The organism is Nonlabens arenilitoris, from assembly GCF_002954765.1.
In the GTDB taxonomy this organism is placed as follows: domain Bacteria; phylum Bacteroidota; class Bacteroidia; order Flavobacteriales; family Flavobacteriaceae; genus Nonlabens; species Nonlabens arenilitoris.
Genome location: NZ_MTPW01000001.1, coordinates 1,539,377 through 1,559,121, shown reverse-complemented (window position 1 = coordinate 1,559,121; position 19,745 = coordinate 1,539,377). Strand labels below are relative to the sequence as shown.

The window sequence follows — 19,745 nt, the reverse complement described above, 5'->3', positions numbered from 1 at the left end:
ACGTTTGCGAAAAGCGTGCCATTTTATTAAAACACTCATTTACAGACAACTGAATTATATCAATTACGCTTTCGCGAAAGCGTAACTCTAATCCATCTCTACAATCATATTCATAACCATTTAGTGAACAACTGCTTTAACGCTGTATTGAGCTATCCACTTAAAAAATGGTATTTTTACAGTCCAAGATTAACTTATGGAGAATAACAAAAAATTTGCGGTAATAGGCGGCGGAAGCTGGGCTACAGCCATCGTAAAAATGCTTTGTGAAAACCTAGATCAAGTAGGATGGTATATGCGCAGTGTATATGCTATAGAACACATTAAACGTAACGATCATAATCCTAGCTATTTAAGCTCAGTAGAATTTGATGTCAATCAATTGAAGTTATCAAACGACATCAACGAAATCGTTGCAGAAGCAGATGTATGCATATTTGCTATTCCTAGTGCATTTTTATATACAGAACTAGAAAACTTAACAGTTGATTTAAAAGGTAAAATCATCTTTAGTGCCATTAAAGGAATTGTTCCAGAGACTGGACTTATTGTAGGTGAGCATTTTAATGAACACTATAACATCCCTTTTGAAGATATAGGTGTATTAACAGGTCCATGTCATGCAGAGGAAGTTGCCCTTGAACGCCTTTCCTATTTAACCATCGCCTGTGCAGATGAAGAGAAGGCAAACTTTGTTGCCTCAAAGTTAAGCAGTGATTATATCAACTGTAAAACAACAGATGACATCATAGGTACTGAATATGCAGCGGTACTTAAAAATATATATGCGATAGCGGCAGGTATTGCTCACGGACTAGGTTATGGAGATAATTTCCAAAGCGTATTGATGAGTAATTCTATTAGAGAAATGAAGCGTTTCATCAAGAAAGTTCACAAAATGAAACGTAATATTAATGATAGTGCTTACTTAGGCGATTTACTGGTTACGGGATATTCTGTTTTTTCTAGAAATAGATTATTCGGTAATATGTTAGGTAAAGGATATACGGTAAGAAGTGCACAGCTAGAAATGAGTATGATTGCCGAAGGTTATTATGCAACAAATAGTGCCTATAAAATCAACAGTGAAAAAGGAGCTCGCACTCCTATCCTAGATGCCGTCTATAGCATCTTATATGAAAATAAAAATCCTAAAAAGGTATTTAAAAAACTGGCTGATAAGCTGGACTAAAACTAACAACAAATATGTCAAATATTGCAAGTAGCTTCGGTATGGATGAGGCTCTCAAACAACTAGGTATTAAAGATGTAAACCATGGAACTTCTACGGGAAGTGACAACTACGGTAGTGGACCAGAGATTGCATCCTATTCACCTGTAGATGGTCAGTTAATAGGTAAAGTTACCACGACTACTCAAGCAGACTATGATAAGGTTATGGAAAAAGCTCAAGCGGCTTTCATTTCTTTCAGAGCTATGCCTGCGCCACAACGTGGAGAAATAGTACGACAATTTGGTAATAAACTAAGAGACCTTAAAGAACCTCTAGGGAAGCTAGTGTCTTATGAAATGGGTAAATCATTACAAGAAGGTTATGGTGAGGTTCAGGAGATGATCGACATCTGTGATTTTGCAGTAGGTTTATCTAGACAACTTAACGGTCAGGTTATCCCTTCAGAAAGACCTGGACACGTGATGAGAGAACAATGGCATCCTATAGGTGTGGTGGGAATTATTTCGGCATTTAATTTTCCAGTTGCCGTATGGGCATGGAATACCGCTCTTGCATGGATTTGTGGAGATGTATGTGTATGGAAAGCTAGTGAAAAAGCACCTTTGTGTTCGGTAGCTTGTCAAAACATCATTGCAGATATCTTAAAAGAGAACGATTTACCTGAAGGTATCTCATGTATCATTAATGGAGATTATAAAGTAGGTGAAATGATGACTACAGATTCTAGAATTCCTCTAATCTCTGCTACAGGATCAACTAGAATGGGAAGAATTGTAGGAGCAACTGTTGCTCAACGTTTTGGAAAATCTTTACTAGAATTGGGTGGTAATAATGCTATTATCATCACACCTACCGCAGATTTAAAAGTGGTAGTTCCAGGTGCCGTATTTGGTGCTGTAGGAACTTGTGGACAGCGTTGTACATCAACTAGAAGACTGATTATTCACGAATCTGTATATGATAAAGTACGCGATGCAATCGTAGGTGCATACGGTCAGTTAACTATAGGTAATCCATTAGATGAAAAGAACCACATAGGACCTTTAATTGATAAAGATGCTGTCAATACGTATCTAAGCGCTATTGAAAAGGCAAAAGCTGAAGGCGGAAACGTATTAGTAGATGGTGGCGTTCTAGAAGGTGAAGGATATGAAAGCGGTTGTTATGTAAAACCTGCGATCATTGAAGCAGAGAATCATTTTGAAATCGTACAGCACGAGACTTTTGCTCCTATCTTATATCTAATGAAGTATAGCGGCGAGGTAGAGAACGCTATCGAGAAACAAAATGGCGTAGCACAAGGATTATCAAGTGCTATTATGACCAATGAAATGAAAGAAGCTGAGAAGTTCTTATCCTTTGCAGGATCTGATTGTGGAATTGCAAACGTAAACATAGGAACTAGTGGTGCTGAGATAGGTGGAGCCTTTGGTGGAGAAAAAGAAACTGGTGGTGGACGCGAGTCTGGTAGTGACGCCTGGAAAGTGTATATGAGAAGACAGACTAATACGGTCAACTACTCAGATCAGTTACCACTAGCACAAGGAATTAAATTTGATTTGTAACATCTCTCTTTTTTAAATATAAAATCCGCTTAAGATTGAATTCTTAAGCGGATTTTTTTGGAACTAAAAAAGATCTGAGAATATATATACATGAAGTGCTTATATTGCAAACTTGATAAAAACCAACCAATGAAAAAACTATTATTTACCCTTCTAATCACTGTGATTAGTTTTCAAGCTCATGCTCAAATGCAAGTCGGAAATGTAACTCTGGATTTCGGTCCAAAGATTACAGCCAAAAAAGGTGATGTTACTTACATCGCTGGAGAAAAAAATGGTACCATCTACACACTCGCGAGACAAAAGAAAATGTTTTATGTACAAACATTTGAATCTGGCTCAAACAAGTTTTTAAAAAGTAAGCAAATCAAATTTGATAAAATAAATGGTAACAAAGTAACTATAGAAGACCTAGCTATTATTGATGGAGAGGTATTTCTTTTTGGGTCATACTATGATAAAAAAGCTAAGAAAAGTGTTTTTGCGGCTTACTCGATTGATGAGAAGTTAATTCTAGGAAAACCTAAAACCGTTCTTGCTGTAGAGGTTCCCAAAAGATCACAGCAAGGTGCTTTCTTTTTTGAACCTTCGTATGATGGTGTTAATTATCTAGTCATGCACGTAGGGATTTTTGAAAGAGATGAAAAACTAAGGTATGAAATCGCATTATTAGATAAGACGCTTGCTGCTGTACATAATGAAGCCGTAGACTTACAATTTAAAGATCGTAAAGATCTAGAGTTTAGTCTCGACGATTTTGAAGTAAATGACAAAGGAGACATTTTTGTAGTGGTAAGCGATAGCTACCGTAACAAGGCAAAAAAAACAACTGAGACCAACTTAACTGTTCATGCTTACTATGCCTCAAAAGGGTATGCTAAAGAAAACATAGACATCGATTTAAAAGGTAAAAAAGTACTCAATTGTAATGTCATTAATACTGCAGATGGTAGATTACAGTTAATAGGATTCTATTCTAATCTTAGAAAAAGTGGTCGAGCAGATTGGAGATTAGAAGGGATTTTCGACGTTGCTGTTGAAACTAGTGATAACAGTGTCGTAAAGGAGACATTTAATGAATTCAGTGTTGAGACCAAGACTAAATTAATAGGTGAGAGACGTGCTAAAAAAGGAAAAGACTTAAAGCCATTCTATCGCATTACACACCTTATTGAAAGAGAAAATGGTGGTGTTATTGTATTATCAGAATGGTACACAACTTATGTAGGTAACACATCTGGTATAGGTCCACTAGCCTTTACTCCTATTACATACAGCACAAATGAAATCATCGTTACCGCTTTAAATCAAGACGGTACAATGGACTGGAGTAATGTAGTACCTAAAGAACAGCAAGTAACGGTAACGCAGTTTTCAATAGGTCTCGCTGGTGGAATGGCAAATGGTTCTGTAAGTGTAGGTGTTGGAGTATTGTTCCCACTAGCTATACTTGGTGAAGGACCTGAATATTTAAGCAGTGTAGCATTGTATGAAAATGGAAAACTAAGCCTATTAGTGAATGATGATCCTAAAAACATAGGAACTACAGATATCGATGACGTTAAAAAAGTACGAAACATTAAAAAAATGATACCAGTAATTTTCACTTTTGATGATTCTACTGGCGATATGGAACGTATCGACCCTACAGACTATGAGAAAAACCAGTTAGTAGTTAGACCTTCTGTGACCTATCAAAAGGGCGCTGGCAAATATTTAATTTATGGATCTAATAAAGAAGGTGCGCATCTAGGAACCTTAACGATTACTAAATAGTAGAAATACCGATTTCATATAAAAGCCTAGTAATTAGTTACTAGGCTTTTTTTATACGCTTTCGCGAAAGCGTAATAACAACACCTCTATTAAAAGCAGAATTTTAACGATAAATAACCAACATCGATAGTTCTATAAATAATTTTATTGGGTTTTATCAAAATCAATATAGCTTTATTGAGAATAATCAAAATCATATAATTAAAATGGGAAAACTTAAATATCCTTTAGGGATACTGCTTACCATAATTATAGGTATGCTACTTAACATGCTATGGTGCTGTAATTGCTGGGGCAATGACAATGCTATAGACAATGATAAAACCGCACCTGTAGTCATCGAGCAAACGGAACAGATCAAAAACGTAGGTACTACAGCAACCGCTGTTAACTATTTAATGCTTAAAGATCAGGAAGGAAATCTAATAGAAGAAGCAACCAACCACCTCAACTTTAATATTAGTGATTATAAACATTTAGAACCTATCGAGGCTGATGTTGTTAAGAGCTATGAAAAAATCAAAACCTACCTTGATAAACATCCCAATCAAAAGTTTAATATCACTGGACTTTACAGTTCTGAAGAGAAAAACAACTCTGCTTTCACAAACTTAGGAGAAGCAAGAGCAAATGATGTAAAAAATTATCTTTCCTCATTAGGGTATGACACAACCCATATGGGAATTGACGGCAAACTATCTGATCAATTGGTCACAACAAATGGAGTAGTTTACGGACCTGTTAATTATTATTTGAGTGACTTCCCTAGCGGTAAGAGCGCAGCCTTACTAGAAAGTGAATTAGATAATCTTGCCGCCGATATTAGAGCAAACCCTTTAGTACTTCATTTTGCAACCGGTGCTTCAACGATAAACTTATCCATAGAGCAGCGCGAGAAAATATCAAAAATGGTCCACTATCTAGATGCAAGACCTCAATCCAGTTTAATATCTGTAGGTCACACTGATAATACTGGGTCGAGAGCAACCAATACAACCATAAGCGCAAAAAGAGCAGAATTTGCTAAATCTTATTTAGTCAAGAATGGAATTAATTCTTCTCGCATAGAGTCTAGTGGTAAAGGACCTGATGAACCTATTGCTACAAATGATACAGTAGAAGGAAAAGAACAAAATAGACGTGTAGTCGTAACTTTAAAATAAAAACAAAAAATTAAATAAATATGGATATTTCAAATATATGGTGCTGGCTATGTCCACTCCTTACAGGTATTATAGCAGGAATTATAGGTTACTATTGGGGAAAATCAAATTCCGTGGTAACAAACAATTGTGATGAATGGATTGATAAGAATCGTCAATTACAATCTGCTCATGATAATCTTAAAGCAGATTTAAAATCATGTCAAACCAGATTAGACAATTGTATTAAAGATAAAGAAGCTGCTGTTAGTGCAAAAGTATCTACTACCACTGGCATGGCTGCAGGATTTGTTGCTGGTACAGCTCAAGAAAGCAATAATGAATCAAATGATTTACATAAAAGTCAAGGAGTCGCAGTTCTCAATTTTGATGCTGCAGCTGCAAAAACCGCAATGGGTAAAAAAATAAAAGAAGATGACTTAACCATTGTAGAAGGAATAGGTCCTAAAATTGCAGAGTTATTTCATAACAATAATATCAAAACATGGTATTCATTATCTACATCTAGCATAGAAGAAAGAAAAAATGTACTTAACTCAGGTGGTAAGAGATTTGATGTTCACAATCCTGAAAGTTGGGCTTTGCAAGCCGGTATGGCATTTGACGGCAAATGGGAAGAACTTGCTAAATGGCAAGATGAACACAAAGGTGGTCGCATGTAAATCCAATGTATTAAAAAAAAGCCTAGTAACTTATTACTAGGCTTTTTTTCTACGCTTTCGCGAAAGCGAGCTAACCAGCATATTGTGCCACCATTGTAATAAGCACAATGGTGATAATCGCTGCCAGAATTGCCAAGAATATTTTCCAAAACGAATACGGTCGTTTCCCATAGATAGCACCTGTCTGACCGTTAACAAAAAATTATATTTAGTGCCATTAAAATTATAGGAACTAATGTAAACCGGAAGTAAGATATGCTTAAAAGTTTCTTCAGACAATCGCATATCCATGGCACTAATACGCTGTGTATCTCCACCTATATCACGACGTATCCAGTTTTGAGCAATCTTTTCTGCCTCTTTACTTGCTTCTAAATGGCCATCTTTAAGTGGTATAGTATATTTTTCAGTTACATAGCCTGCTAGATATTTAGTGTCAAAGTTTTTCAATCCATCTAGATTCCAATTGCTTACTTCACGAGGTATTTGACTACCACGTTGTTTTGTAGCTTTTACAAGTGTGTCGTCTACAAATCCGTTTATGGTTCCCTCAGTTGGTGACCAGCTGGTTCTACGTTCTTGAACAGTACGTTTATTTTTACCTGAACCTACTGTTTTAGTGACATAATAATAATCACCGCGTTGGCCTTCATAATCTGCAACTAGTTGTGCATCAAAAGTCCAATATGGCACATATAATCCTTTAGTAAACTCTGGATTGATTGTAGCACGTTGCAAGTTATTAGGAGCCCACCACAACCCGTCGACCCATTTTTTAAAAACTAAATGCGCCTTTTTTTGATCAAGTTGAAATGGTAAAACGGCACCTGGTACGATCCAGTCCTCTTGATAACTATCTTCAATAATTAAAGGCATCGTGCAATACACACAATGCAATGACTTATAACTTTCTTCTACGTGCTGGTTTGCTCCACAATTCTTACAGTGTAGCATTGATATCTCCATAGAGTGCGATTGCGCACCCATTTCTTGTAAATATTTATGCAGTTCGAGTTCTTTGAAAAGTTGTTCACTTTGATTAATAGATTCTTGATGTCCACAATAGTCACATGTAATTAAATCTGTACCAGGCTCATAAGTAAGCTCAGCACCACAATTAACACATGATTTTTTACGCTCTGATGTTTGCGAGGATGTATTTGTTGAATCCAAATGAAATTCTAAATAAAAAAATAAACACTAAATAAGTGACCTTATTAAAACTGTCAGATTCCGCACTTGATGCGGAATGACAATTCTTTTAATAATCATAATATCTTATATAAAACTTAATATTATTGCGGTAATGGCGGCGGCGTGTTACTACCCAAGAAACCTTTTAACTCTTCTACTTGATTTAATGGTTTCCAGCCATCCATACCAGCTTTCCATATTAATGTTTCTTTATTAATGGTACGACTAGCAAATAAGGATTGTAATTGAGAATAGCCTACTGGACCAGCTTGTGCACCATTATGTGCATAATAGTACTGAGTGGCTTGCGGCATAGGTGGTGGTACTACCGCAGCTTGCGCTTGTTGTTGTGGCATCGATTGTTGTCCACCCATTTGTGGAGACATCATACCGCCCATTTGTTGCGCTAGGACAAATCCCATTCCCATTCCCATACCTGCTCCAGCGGTTCCTCCTTCATTAAGAGCTGCTGCTTCAATAGCTTTGGCAGTTTTAAATTTAGTAAGCTTGTCGAGATCAAGTTTATCAATACGACTGTATTCAAAAATCTCTTTCTTGAGTTCTTCTGGCATCGATACATTCTCTATGTAAAAACGCTCTAAAGAAATACCTACACCCATAAACTCAGGTTGCATTACCGCTTGACAGGTCTCAGACAACTCTGTAGTGTTTGCTGCATATAATTCAATAGGTAAATTAGCCTCGCCTACAGTATCTGTAAATCGAGTTGCTATTAAGCTTTTAAGATGTTCATTGATTTCAAAATTTGTGAAATTATTATCTGTACCTACTATATCAACAATAAATTTTCCAGGATCTGCAATTTTAAATGCATAGGTACCAAAAGCTCTAATCTCCACTAATCCAAAACGATCATCATTTAAGGTAATTGGATTTTTAGTTCCCCATTTCTCGTCAGTAAATAAGTGTGTATTAACAAAATAAACCTCAGCCTTAAACGGTGAATTAAATCCGTATTTCCATCCTTTTAAAGTTGAAAGTATAGGTAAGTTTTGAGTCGTTAAATCATAGGTACCAGGCGTGAACACGTCTGCCAGTTGTCCTTCATTTATAAAGACAGCTGTTTGTCCTTCTCGCACTATTAATTTTGCGCCGTTTTTGATTTCGTTTTGGTAACGCTCAAAACGGTGCGCGATGGTATCATCAGTATAGTCCAGCCACTCAATTATATCTATAAATTCGTGGCTTAATTTTTCTTTTATTTTATCAAATATGCTCATGATAATTACTGTGTTAAAATTGGTCTTTCAAGTTAGCAAAATTTTAGGTGATTTTGCTTACGCGAAAAAGGATTTTTAAAAAGCATCATATAGGTACTCAACAATCGTTGTATTTACTTTCATTTATGACTACTCATTACGCCCGTTTTCATTTGGATAGAATGTATGAACTGGATCGGACTGCCAGATTTCTTTAGTCTCAACACATAATGCTGTAAGTGGTCCTTTATATGCTGCTGCGGTATCAATATTCCATACATTTACTGCATTAACAGGCTTTAGTTTACCTAATCTAGATGTAGGTGTATGACCTATGAATATTTCTTTATACAGCCTCAACCTATTTGGATACCGATCGTTATCTGGTGTTAAACTAGGATCTACACAAAGTGCAAGCTCCCAAAGTGTGCGGTCCCAATAAGGCATATTGTCATAATAATCATGCTCTGGTCCTTTTAAATTGTGAAATCCTGCATGAAAATATCCATTGTTTGATTTATCAACATAATAATTTTTTAATCCTTTCTCAAAAAACTCAACGTGTCTTTCAAAATCATTAATTGATCTATCCTTATAGCTATCTATGGTACTTTGACCACCATGATGAAGCCACATGCTGTTTTGTGCTTTGGTTTTTAAATAATTCAAGAATAACTCATCATGATTACCTCTTAAATAAATAGGAGCAGTTTGATTATTCTGTATACGTTTTTGCTTAAGCGATATTAAAAATTCAATGACCTCAAAGCTTTGAGACCATCCATCTATATAATCACCTAAAAAAATCAGTAAGTCTCTATCTTGTAATTCGATTTTTTCTATTAATTGTTCTAGCGCTTTATAACCGCCATGGATATCGCCTATTGTTATGGTTCTCATGAATTGTATGTTACTTTTCTAAGTACTCTTAAGGCTTCTTTATAAGCTGCATAAGTGTCTGGATATTTTTTAAGATTTGATTTATGTTTTTTCATTTTATCTATAGGTTCTCCTATGCTATTAAAATGACAAATCAACATGGTTTCTGGTAGTGCCCTAAGGTCTATCATCTCTTGTTCTGATAGAGGTAAGTCGTTAGAAATTTTAAACAATAACGCAAGATTTATATTATAGATATGATGCAATGTGCGCCTATCATAATACGGTGGATTGAATAAAATTTTAGTTTCTAATGTATAAGTACCATTAGGTAAGAATCTAAAGATCTGCCGTTCTAAAGGATGATATTTTTGATGTGTACCTATGCCTAGCTCGACAAACTCTAGAATACTGAAGCAATCATTATCATAGCTAATTTGAACTTCATCTAGGGCACTATAAAACAATCTTACATGTTCATTTACAAGTTCAATATCAACTCTAGAATAGTACTGCTGTCCATTTTTATTTTTAAGTTTACCTGACCAGCATAGTACAAATTGTTCTTTGAATACTTTATAATGCGCTTCTAAGCCTCTATTTTTATGAGCCATAAATTCCATGACTCTATCTAAGGTCAGTTCAATATTATTACTAGCTTGTTTTTCTATTTGAGCTACTAGAGTGGAATTAACATCTTTTACAGCAATATCAAAATTCTTAGGCATAGAAATACTTCCATCTCTAAAGAATACGGCACCACCATAATATTTCCATATATTTTTACGTAACGATGTGATGCTGTTTTGAGGTCTAATAGTTACTAATCCTACAACTTTGCCAGTGGGCAAGTGCGGGAACGGAATATTTTCATATTGTATAATGGGTGCGTTATGCAAATATGCATTTACAAGATTTTGTAATTTTGAATCATCGTAAAAATCAACTCCTAGAATTTTGTTAGTCGCATCATCTATTCCTATGACGATATAACTATTATTTGCTGGGTTGGAATTAGAAAGGGCACAAATATGCTTGAGAAATTTTGCCTTACCTTCTTTATTACTAAAATCTAATCGTAACTTCTTATCATAAAAACTATTTTCATCATTATGAGCCAGCAGATTTTTTATAAGAAGTCGTTTATTAATCATGTGGTCTAAGATACTTTCAAAAGAAAATAATAGGTTGAAAATACAATTAAACTTAAGTTAAGTGATTTATATTTTCATTAGATTCAATAAATTACAGGTTAAAGGTGTTGTATTCAAAGTATATCTAGAGTAATCTTTAATAGACACTTATAAGATTTAATAAACTATGACGATTTTGAAAGGTTTGTAAAAAATATTTATCAATTGAAGAATACTATCTTTGCCCGTATGCAATTACCACCAGGCAAAAAAATTTATTTCTCTAGCGATAATCATTTAGGCGCACCGACTCAAGAGTTAAGTAAGCCTAGGGAACGTAAGTTTCTAGATTGGCTAGATATGGTTAAGGAAGATGCGGCGGCTATATTTTTACTAGGAGACTTATTTGATTTCTGGTTTGAATATAAACATGTTGTTCCTAAAAATCAGGTGCGAGTTTTAGGTAAGCTTGCCGAGATTGCTGACAGTGGTATCCCGATTTATTTTTTTGTTGGGAATCACGATCTATGGATGTTTGGTTATTTTGAAGAAGAGCTAGGCATAGAAGTTTATCACGAGCCTAAGAAATTTGAATTTAACGGTAAAAAGTTTTTAATAGGCCATGGTGATGGAAAAGGTCCCGGCGATAAAGGCTATAAACGAATGAAAAAAGTTTTTACAAGTCCTTTTTTTCAATGGTGCTTCAAATGGCTACATCCTGACATAGGAGTTGGAATCGCTAGATATCTGTCAGTTAAAAACAAACTAATCTCTGGTGATGAAGATGCAAAATTCTTAGGCGAGGAAAATGAATGGTTAGCTCAATATGCTAAGCGTAAATTACTAAAAGAGCATTACGACTATTTTATTTTTGGTCATAGACATATGCCTATGGAAATCTCTGTAGGTGAAAAGTCTATGTATTTTAACTTAGGTGATTGGATAAGTCATTATACTTACGGTATTTATGATGGGCAAACATTTGAGTTGAAAAAGCTATAAAGCATTTTGTCGATAATAAATAGCTTTTAATCTGATTTTATGAGGCTTATTTACGTTTTAACCTAATTAAAATATATTTCAACTGACATCTTACCTAGATTTGAAGCATGGCTCATAAATACATTACTAATATTTCAGATCAAATTAATATTCTTATACAGGCACCTATAGCTGTTGCTTTTTTAGATAATAACTTGAGATATGTTGCACACTCTGCAAAATGGTGTGAGGATTACAAACTTCAATACACAGATATTAAAGGAATGTATCACTATGATTTATTTCCTGAAATATCTCAAGAATGGAAAGAAAAGCATCAACGCGTTTTAAAAGGTGCTGAAGAATCTTGTGATGAAGAATTATTTATCAGGAAAGACGGTACAGAACAATGGTTGAAATGGAGTGTTAAGCCTTGGTATAACTATGATAATGAAATAGCTGGAATGATTATCGTTTCTGAGGACATTACTTCTCAGGTCATCTTAAGAAAAAGAGATCAACTAGATTATAGAATTTTACTAAGTGCGTGTACTAAAGCAAATATAGGTACTTGGCATTATAACAATATTAATAGTGAACTTTACTGGTCCAGTGCTACAAAAAAATTGCACGAGTTACCAGAAGATTATCAACCAGATGCTTCTACTGCAATACTTTTTTATAAAGAAGGTGAATCTAGAAATAAAATTACTCAAGCCTTTATTAATTCTCTTACTAAAAATGAGTCCTATGATCTAGAGTTAGAATTAATAACTGCCAAAGGAAATTCTATATGGGTAAGAGCAATAGGTCAAAGTGACTTTGTAGATGGTGTATGTCATAGACAATATGGAACTTTTGAAGATATAAGTGAGCGTAAAAAAAGAGAGCACCAGTCTAAACTGAATTCAGAGAAGTTTCAGAAATTGTTTAGAAATTCAAAAGTTGGTGTTGCTATCATGGACGCTACTACCTTACAGTTACTAGATGTAAATAATGCACTAGTTTCAATCTCTAAACTAAAAAATGCAAACCTTTTAAATTCCTCTTTTGAAGAACTTATTGATAAGAAAGACTTTTGCATATGGTTTGATAAGTTGCAAAAATTACTAAATCGCAAGAGAGATCACATCAAGCAACCTATTAAATTTATAGGTCCTGATGGCACTATTATGTACACTCAAACAATTTGTAATGTTCTAGAAGATGAATACGGTGAGCCAGAAAACTTAGTAATACAAATCATTGATGTTACTAAGGAAAAACAAGCTACACAAGAACGTAAAGTTTTTGTAGACGAAATCATGCATAAGAATGATCGTCTTTTAAACTTTGCTTATATCGTATCTCATAATTTAAGATCACACTCTAGCAACTTTAAAGGTCTTATTAATTTCTACTTAGAAAATGAAGATTCAGAGGTAAGATCTAAAATCATAGCAATGCTTAATGATTCTAGCGATAATCTTAATAAAACTATTGAGGACCTTAATCAAGTAGTTTCTATTCAAACTACTCATATTAATTTTGACTCCATATCGTTGTATAGCTTTGTGCAAAAAGTATTAAGTAGTATCTCTCTCGAGCTGTTAAATAGTGATTACACTGTGACCTTAGATATAGAAGACAACTTAAAAATTGAAGCTTTCCCAGCATATCTAGAAAGCGCCTTAACTAACCTTATTACTAATAGTATAAAATATAGAAATGTAAAAAAGCCTTTAACTATAGGCATATCTGCTATTCAAGATACAAATGGCTGTACGATTAGTGTAACTGACAACGGATTAGGGATAGACCTGACCAGACATCGAGAAAAGATTTTTGGAATGTATAAAACTTTTCATGATCATGAAAACGCTAATGGATTAGGACTATTCATGACTAAAAATCAAATAGAAGCAATGGGTGGCACTATATCAGTTAAAAGTGAAGTAGGCGTAGGCAGCACTTTTACCATTAAAATATAATTCTAGCTTTAATAAAGAACCGAACTTATTCCTACAGTTCATCAATAATTATAACCTTTAAACGATTGACAACCTAACACTAGTATATTTATAGTCACATCGATTAATAAATCGGAACTTTAGATCTCTGAAAATAAAATATTATGAAGACTTCTAAAATTTGGATCATAGATGATAATCCTATCGACTCTTACGTAATCAAAACCATGCTAGAGTTAAATGAATTATCAAAAGATATTCATGTTTTTTCAAATAATAAAGAGGCTTTAAAAAGTTTAGAAGAACTGGATAAAAGTGATTCAACTGATTCTATTCATATCATTACAGAGAATAAAACTAACGCTGTAAATGGATGGAAATTAATTAAAAAGTTTCTAATAAAATTAAAGAACAAAAAGGAAAACTCAATTTAAAATTTCACATGACTAGTGAAAAATACTCAGAAAAAGATCTTAAGAAATTTGCTGAAACAGCACCTCTTTACTCTTTAAACAAAAAGCCTTTAAGATTAGATCACCTTGTAGACATGCTCAATTATTAAGCTTTAATATCTTTAAGCATTAATTGTAAGGTAACATTACCATTCCATTCGTTCTCACTAATGGTATAAGCAATATCAAATTTGTCTTTGTTTTTAATAAGGTCACTCTTTTTACCCAGATTAAAACCTATAGCATCAATAGCATGTCTATCATTTTGCTTTTTTACCACTTTGATCTTTAAATGATCTTCTGATTTGCCTACGCACTTACCATAACCTGTGTCCATAACCTTTTCAGTCATAAAAACAGGTCGCATATTACTTGGTCCATATGGTGCCATTTGTTGTAAAATGCGATAAAATTTTGGTGTTATGTTTTCTAGTGGTAATACCGCATCAATTTTTATTTCTGGTGTCAGGTGTTGCTTTTCAATAGTAGCACAAACTACCTCTTCAAAACGAGCCTTAAAAGAAGGATAATTTTCAGGTTTTAATGTTAATCCGGCAGCATATTTATGACCGCCAAACTGCTCTATAAACTCACTACATTGCTCAAGCGCATTATACACATCAAAACCGCTTACACTACGTGCACTAGCTGCTAGATACTCTCCACTTTTTGTAAAGACTAAAGTAGGTCTATAATAGACTTCAATTAATCGAGATGCAACTATTCCTATTACACCTTTGTGCCAGTCTTCCTTATAGACTACAGTGGTAAAAAGTTCTTCCTCTTTATTATTAATAATTTGTTGTTTTGCCTCTTCTGTTATCGATTGGTCTGCCTCTCGCCTATCTGCATTATATTCTTCGATTTCTGCGGCAATCCGTTGTGCTTCTTTAAAATCGTCAGTCACCATTAACTCTACGGCATGTAAGGCATGCTTCATCCTACCTGCGGCATTAATACGTGGCGCTATAATAAAAACAACATCTGTGATAGTTAAAACATCCTTTTTTAACTGATGGATAATCGCTTTAAAACCAGCACGCGGACTGGTATTAATCACGTTTAATCCATGATAAGCTAATATTCTATTTTCATCAATTATAGGAACTATATCTGCACCTATCGCAGTAGCGACTAGGTCTAAATAAGGAATTAAAATATCAAAATCCCAGTCATTTGCCTCGACCAGCGCTTGACATAATTTAAATCCTACACCGCAACCACATAACTCATCAAACGGATAAGAACAATCATCACGTTTAGGATCTAGTACGGCAACAGCAGCTGGCAACTGCCTTCCTGGTCTATGATGGTCACAAATTATAAAATCAATGCCTTTTTCACTTGCATATGCAACCTTATCAATAGCTTTCACACCACAATCCAATGCTATAATTAGAGAAAAATCATTATCTGCAGCATAATCTATTCCTTGATAACTCACTCCATAACCTTCACCATATCGATCTGGTATGTAAGTAGCTACTCGATCATAAAAACTCAATAAAAAGGTAGACATTAATGCAACACTAGTAGTTCCGTCAACGTCATAATCCCCATAAACTAATATATTCTCATTATTCCCTATGGCTTTTTGGATGCGTTTTACAGCCACATCCATATCCTTCATTAAAAAAGGATCATGTAATTCATTAAGATCTGGTCTGAAAAAGGATTTCGCTTTCGCGAAAGCGTCCACACCACGCTGCACAAGCAAACCAGCAAGAAAAGAGTCTATACCTAGCTCTTGAGCCAGTTTCTCCTGTCGTTCTTTATCGGGTTGAGGTTTTAAAGTCCAGCGCATAAATTCAAATGTATGACCAAAATATGATTTGGTTCTTAGTATCACAATATCTGTGATAGATAATTATTAACTTGCCCTAGAACTTACAACTTTTAATATGCCATTAGTAACTCCATTAGACGCCAGTCATGATCCAGAAACACGTGAACTAGCTGCTTTTTTTAATGAAACACTAGGTTTTTGCCCTAATTCTGTACTAACCATGCAACGCAGGCCAGCCATTTCAAAAGCATTTATCAATCTTAATAAAGCCGTGATGGCAAATGAAGGTCGTGTCACCAGCGCTTTAAAACGCATGATTGCTTGGGTTTCTAGTAATGCAACTGGTTGTAGATATTGTCAAGCGCACGCGATAAGAGCTGCAGAACGTTATGGAGCAGAGCAAGAACAACTGGATAACATCTGGGAATACCGCACGCATGCAGCTTTTAATGATGCTGAACGTGCTGCGCTAGATTTTTCGCTAGCCGCTAGTCAAGTGCCTAATGCCGTAAATCAAGACATACAAGATCGATTACACCAATATTGGGATGAAGGAGAGATTGTAGAAATGCTAGGTGTAATTTCTTTATTCGGTTATTTAAATAGATGGAATGACTCTATGGGAACAACTCTAGAACAAGATGCTATAGATAGCGGTAATCAATATCTAGGAAAACACGGTTTTGAAGTAGGGAAACATGTTTAATACATCTAATAAGTACAGACTAAAGTCTGGCCTTATGAAAAACAAGTGATAAGTGAATTTATTTATTAAAGATTAAAAACTGAGTGCCATTTTTATCATATTCAATGATAAAACCACCATCCTTTTCATAACCTATTCCGGTAAACTCTGTGGTAATAGCAAGATAACAACCTGATTGACTCTTCTTAAGAGTACCTATCAGGTTGTTGTTTTTAAAAATGTTGATTTTTTCATCTTCAAATTTTAGGGTAAAAAGACCATCTTTTGAACTCATTGAAATTGTAAGAACTGTTCCAATCTGTTGGTTATCAGAAAGAATAATCTTTTCTTTTTTTAAATCTCTTTGACCAGGACGTCCAGATCTAGTTCGCACACTGTCCACAGGAGCACCTTGAACTATTTTGATATACTCAGGTTTCTCATATGTATAATCTACCTCATCCAGCGATTTCATCGCATCTCTAAGTGCCTCACGATAAGCTTTTTCATAATTTTTAGTTCTTCCTATACCTTCTTGAGTCGTATAGACTACTTCACCCGTGCAATTCACAAATTCATAAGTCATTTTTACTCGTAAACCTCTAGACACAATTACACGTAAGTTTAAAGCGTTACAAGTTCCTATATTCAAATCTTTTGGTAAAACATCGCTGTTTCTGAATGCATGTAAGCCACGTTTTTTAATTTCAAAAACCATCATCTCATTAAGTCGATATTCATTGGGTTCTTGTTGGAAATCATATTGATTCTCCACAATAACATATTTAAAGTTATTGAGATCTTGTGCCTCACACAATCCTGCACTTAAAACCAATAAGAATGCTAGTAATCGTTTCATTTTCAACATTTGTCTAATTGTATGCTTTGCTAAAATAGAATAAATTTGTCTTTTAAGATTTTATAAGCCATACAAACTAATTTTAATGAATAAACACGAATTACTTAAAAAGCATTTCGGTTACGATAGTTTCCGTCCATTACAAGAGCAAATTATTGATGATGTTCTCGCGCATCAAGACCTTATGGTTGTCATGCCTACTGGTGGCGGTAAATCCATGTGTTTTCAGCTTCCGTCTTTAATGCTAGATAGAATTACTTTAGTCATTTCTCCACTTATTGCTTTAATGAAGGATCAAGTTGATTCTCTAAGAGCTAATGGCATTACGGCTGGTTATTTTAACAGTTCACAAGTAGGTACAGAGCAGCAAGAGATGCTTCAATTATTAAAAGAGAATCAACTAAAATTACTTTATGTAGCACCAGAAAGTATCCAGCTTTTACTACAACATTTAAAGCCTACAGACGTCTCTTTAATTGCGATAGATGAGGCACATTGTATATCCACATGGGGACATGATTTTAGACCAGCATACACACAACTGGCCTATCTTAAAAAATCGTTTCCACAGGCTAGCTTAATTGCATTAACTGCCACCGCAGATCGTGCCACACGTGCTGATATTAAGGAGCAGCTTGCTATTTCTCATGCACAAGAATATGTAGCATCCTTTGATAGACCTAATTTAACTCTAGAAGTACGACCTGGTAATGACCGGTTAGCTCAAGTTCGTCGTTTTCTCAAAAAGTATAAAGACGACTCTGGTATCATTTACTGTTTAAGTAGAAAATCATGTGAAAAACTAGCAGATAAGCTGTCCAATCTAGGTTTTTCTGCTGCTGCTTACCATGCTGGGTTAGAACACCGCTTCCGCGAAAGCGTACAAGAACAATTCATTAAAGATGAATTAAAAATAGTTTGTGCTACGATTGCATTCGGTATGGGAATAGACAAATCTAATGTGCGATTTGTGATTCATTATAATATGCCTAAAAACATTGAAGGATATTATCAAGAAATCGGTCGTGCAGGGCGCGATGGTATTGATGCTCATGCCCTACTATTCCATAGCTATGCAGACGTGATTCAACTGCGCAATTTTGCAGGAGATAGTGGTAATAGTGAAGTGCAAATTGCTAAACTGGAACGTATGAAACAGTTTGCTGAGGCACTCACCTGTCGCCGTCGCATGTTATTATCTTATTTTAATGAATATCTAGAAAAAGATTGTGGTAACTGTGATGTATGTCTCAATAAACCAGACTTCTTTGATGCGACACTTATAGCTCAAAAAGCATTAAGTGCTGTTTATAGAATGAAAGAAAGAGCATCACTCAACTTATTAATAGATGTATTGCGCGGTGCACAAAATGCAAGTGTTATCGATAGTGGTTTTCAATCTATAAAAACGTATGGCGCTGGACGTGATATCTCATGGAATAACTGGCAACAATATATTATACAAATGATTAATCAAGGATTGCTAGAGATCGCTTTTCATGAATCTAACCACCTTAAATTAACACCACAGGCAAAAGCAGTACTTTTTGATAAACAAGCAGTAAAACTAGCTGTTATACCTAAACCTGAAGAGCTTGCTGCTAGAAATGCAAAAGCAGTACAAGAGTCCTTACCTAGCGAGATAAACAAAGATCTGTATGCTGGTTTACGCAAATTAAGAACGCAAATAGCTTCTCAAGAGAACCTGGCACCTTACATGGTTTTTAGTGACGCCACATTAAAAGACATCGCCGCTAGAATTCCACTAACAATTGATGAGTTTGAAGATATTACTGGTGTCGGAAAACACAAGTTAGATACCTATGGAGAGTCATTTTTAAAATTCACACAAGGTTTTAAAATGATGCGCGAGGGCGATTTTATATACCGTGTCGTTATTTCAAAACCCAAAAAGAAAAAAAAGAGCGGACCTAAAAAGGATACCGTTATGGAAAGTGTAAAGTTATACTGGGCAGGAAAAACGCTTGAAGAAATATCTGAAATAAGAGCACTTAAAATAGACACGATACTATCTCATCTAGGGAAACGATATGTAAGTCATAAAGATGTAAATCTAGAGGCACATATTTCACCAGATGAAATTGCAGAGATTGAACCATTTTATGAAAGCTATGAGAAAGAGAATGCTCTCAAGCCCATATTTGAAAAATTCAATGGAAAACATAGCTATGGAAAATTACGTCTTGCTATGTATTTAATAGAAGCCACAACCACTGTAAAATAAT

The 19,745-nt window shown here is 34.9% G+C and carries 16 protein-coding genes; 10 read left to right on the top strand and 6 right to left on the bottom strand.

Features of this window, described 5'->3' with window-relative positions; genetic code table 11:
* Positions 1 to 196 precede the first annotated feature (196 nt).
* From BST92_RS06925 to BST92_RS06905, 5 genes are all read left to right on the top strand, one after another.
* Entirely contained in the window at positions 197 to 1,192 is a 996-nt protein-coding gene (locus BST92_RS06925; RefSeq protein ID WP_105070788.1) for an NAD(P)H-dependent glycerol-3-phosphate dehydrogenase, read from the top strand.
* A 14-nt stretch (positions 1,193 to 1,206) separates the two neighbouring features.
* Positions 1,207 to 2,760 (top strand): L-piperidine-6-carboxylate dehydrogenase, encoded by a 1,554-nt coding sequence (amaB, locus tag BST92_RS06920; protein ID WP_105070787.1) that lies wholly within the window; start codon positions 1,207 to 1,209, stop codon positions 2,758 to 2,760.
* A gap of 129 nt (positions 2,761 to 2,889) precedes the next feature.
* The gene (locus tag BST92_RS06915) at positions 2,890 to 4,536 is read left to right on the top strand and encodes a hypothetical protein (protein ID WP_105070786.1); all 1,647 of its coding nucleotides are present in this window, start codon (positions 2,890 to 2,892) and stop codon (positions 4,534 to 4,536) included.
* 206 nt (positions 4,537 to 4,742) lie between these two features.
* Complete coding sequence (locus tag BST92_RS06910; protein WP_105070785.1) at positions 4,743 to 5,699, top strand: OmpA family protein; 957 nt, start codon at positions 4,743 to 4,745, stop codon at positions 5,697 to 5,699.
* Positions 5,700 to 5,719: 20 nt separating this feature from the next.
* A complete protein-coding gene (locus BST92_RS06905; RefSeq protein WP_105070784.1) occupies positions 5,720 to 6,361 on the top strand; it encodes a hypothetical protein in 642 nt (213 codons plus the stop codon).
* Positions 6,362 to 6,397: 36 nt separating this feature from the next.
* Here BST92_RS06905 and BST92_RS06900 read toward each other — a convergent pair whose 3' ends face one another.
* The 4 genes from BST92_RS06900 to BST92_RS06885 form a co-directional block, all read right to left on the bottom strand.
* Positions 6,398 to 7,534, bottom strand: a complete 1,137-nt coding sequence (locus BST92_RS06900; RefSeq protein WP_342747844.1) for a TFIIB-type zinc ribbon-containing protein — start codon at positions 7,532 to 7,534, stop codon at positions 6,398 to 6,400.
* Between the two features lie 122 nt (positions 7,535 to 7,656).
* Complete coding sequence (locus BST92_RS06895; protein WP_105070783.1) at positions 7,657 to 8,796, bottom strand: SPFH domain-containing protein; 1,140 nt, start codon at positions 8,794 to 8,796, stop codon at positions 7,657 to 7,659.
* A gap of 129 nt (positions 8,797 to 8,925) precedes the next feature.
* A complete protein-coding gene (locus BST92_RS06890; protein ID WP_105070782.1) occupies positions 8,926 to 9,675 on the bottom strand; it encodes a metallophosphoesterase family protein in 750 nt (249 codons plus the stop codon).
* The gene (locus BST92_RS06885) at positions 9,672 to 10,808 is read right to left on the bottom strand and encodes an ATP-binding protein (protein WP_105070781.1); all 1,137 of its coding nucleotides are present in this window, start codon (positions 10,806 to 10,808) and stop codon (positions 9,672 to 9,674) included. Before BST92_RS06885 ends, BST92_RS06890 begins: the two co-directional genes overlap by 4 nt.
* A 228-nt stretch (positions 10,809 to 11,036) precedes the next feature.
* On the opposite strand from BST92_RS06885, the gene BST92_RS06880 reads away from it, so the two are divergent.
* The 3 genes from BST92_RS06880 (at position 11,037) to BST92_RS06870 (ending at position 14,151) form a co-directional block, all read left to right on the top strand.
* Complete coding sequence (locus BST92_RS06880; protein ID WP_105070780.1) at positions 11,037 to 11,789, top strand: UDP-2,3-diacylglucosamine diphosphatase; 753 nt, start codon at positions 11,037 to 11,039, stop codon at positions 11,787 to 11,789.
* 107 nt (positions 11,790 to 11,896) lie between these two features.
* Positions 11,897 to 13,738 (top strand): PAS domain-containing sensor histidine kinase, encoded by a 1,842-nt coding sequence (locus BST92_RS06875; RefSeq protein ID WP_105070779.1) that lies wholly within the window; start codon positions 11,897 to 11,899, stop codon positions 13,736 to 13,738.
* Between the two features lie 143 nt (positions 13,739 to 13,881).
* On the top strand, positions 13,882 to 14,151 hold the full coding sequence (locus BST92_RS06870) for a response regulator (RefSeq protein ID WP_105070778.1): 270 nt from the start codon (positions 13,882 to 13,884) through the stop codon (positions 14,149 to 14,151).
* Positions 14,152 to 14,275: 124 nt separating this feature from the next.
* Here BST92_RS06870 and recJ read toward each other — a convergent pair whose 3' ends face one another.
* Positions 14,276 to 15,973: a single-stranded-DNA-specific exonuclease RecJ gene (gene recJ / locus BST92_RS06865; RefSeq protein ID WP_105070777.1), complete on the bottom strand. Its 1,698-nt coding sequence runs from the start codon at positions 15,971 to 15,973 to the stop codon at positions 14,276 to 14,278.
* Positions 15,974 to 16,070: 97 nt separating this feature from the next.
* Here recJ and BST92_RS06860 point away from each other — a divergent pair, with 97 nt between their 5' ends.
* Positions 16,071 to 16,661 carry a carboxymuconolactone decarboxylase family protein gene (locus tag BST92_RS06860; RefSeq protein WP_105070776.1) on the top strand — a complete coding sequence of 197 codons (591 nt, stop codon included), beginning with the start codon at positions 16,071 to 16,073 and terminating at the stop codon, positions 16,659 to 16,661.
* 58 nt (positions 16,662 to 16,719) lie between these two features.
* Here the strand turns inward: BST92_RS06860 and BST92_RS06855 are convergent, their stop codons facing one another.
* On the bottom strand, positions 16,720 to 17,499 hold the full coding sequence (locus tag BST92_RS06855) for a hypothetical protein (RefSeq protein ID WP_105070775.1): 780 nt from the start codon (positions 17,497 to 17,499) through the stop codon (positions 16,720 to 16,722).
* Positions 17,500 to 17,584: 85 nt separating this feature from the next.
* Between BST92_RS06855 and recQ the strand changes: the two genes are divergently transcribed.
* Positions 17,585 to 19,744, top strand: a complete 2,160-nt coding sequence (gene recQ / locus BST92_RS06850) for a DNA helicase RecQ (RefSeq protein WP_105070774.1) — start codon at positions 17,585 to 17,587, stop codon at positions 19,742 to 19,744.
* Position 19,745: the final 1 nt, after the last annotated feature.

What these genes read in the sequence shown, in the direction of transcription:
- BST92_RS06925 (WP_105070788.1), top strand. Translation starts at nt 197, where the DNA reads ATGGAGAATAACAAAAAATTTGCGGTAATAGGCGGCGGAAGCTGGGCT.
- amaB (WP_105070787.1), top strand. Translation starts at nt 1,207, where the DNA reads ATGTCAAATATTGCAAGTAGCTTCGGTATGGATGAGGCTCTCAAACAA.
- BST92_RS06915 (WP_105070786.1), top strand. Translation starts at nt 2,890, where the DNA reads ATGAAAAAACTATTATTTACCCTTCTAATCACTGTGATTAGTTTTCAA.
- BST92_RS06910 (WP_105070785.1), top strand. Translation starts at nt 4,743, where the DNA reads ATGGGAAAACTTAAATATCCTTTAGGGATACTGCTTACCATAATTATA.
- BST92_RS06905 (WP_105070784.1), top strand. Translation starts at nt 5,720, where the DNA reads ATGGATATTTCAAATATATGGTGCTGGCTATGTCCACTCCTTACAGGT.
- BST92_RS06895 (WP_105070783.1), bottom strand. Translation starts at nt 8,796, where the DNA reads ATGAGCATATTTGATAAAATAAAAGAAAAATTAAGCCACGAATTTATA.
- BST92_RS06890 (WP_105070782.1), bottom strand. Translation starts at nt 9,675, where the DNA reads ATGAGAACCATAACAATAGGCGATATCCATGGCGGTTATAAAGCGCTA.
- BST92_RS06885 (WP_105070781.1), bottom strand. Translation starts at nt 10,808, where the DNA reads ATGATTAATAAACGACTTCTTATAAAAAATCTGCTGGCTCATAATGAT.
- BST92_RS06880 (WP_105070780.1), top strand. Translation starts at nt 11,037, where the DNA reads ATGCAATTACCACCAGGCAAAAAAATTTATTTCTCTAGCGATAATCAT.
- BST92_RS06875 (WP_105070779.1), top strand. Translation starts at nt 11,897, where the DNA reads ATGGCTCATAAATACATTACTAATATTTCAGATCAAATTAATATTCTT.
- BST92_RS06870 (WP_105070778.1), top strand. Translation starts at nt 13,882, where the DNA reads ATGAAGACTTCTAAAATTTGGATCATAGATGATAATCCTATCGACTCT.
- recJ (WP_105070777.1), bottom strand. Translation starts at nt 15,973, where the DNA reads ATGCGCTGGACTTTAAAACCTCAACCCGATAAAGAACGACAGGAGAAA.
- BST92_RS06860 (WP_105070776.1), top strand. Translation starts at nt 16,071, where the DNA reads ATGCCATTAGTAACTCCATTAGACGCCAGTCATGATCCAGAAACACGT.
- BST92_RS06855 (WP_105070775.1), bottom strand. Translation starts at nt 17,499, where the DNA reads ATGAAACGATTACTAGCATTCTTATTGGTTTTAAGTGCAGGATTGTGT.
- recQ (WP_105070774.1), top strand. Translation starts at nt 17,585, where the DNA reads ATGAATAAACACGAATTACTTAAAAAGCATTTCGGTTACGATAGTTTC.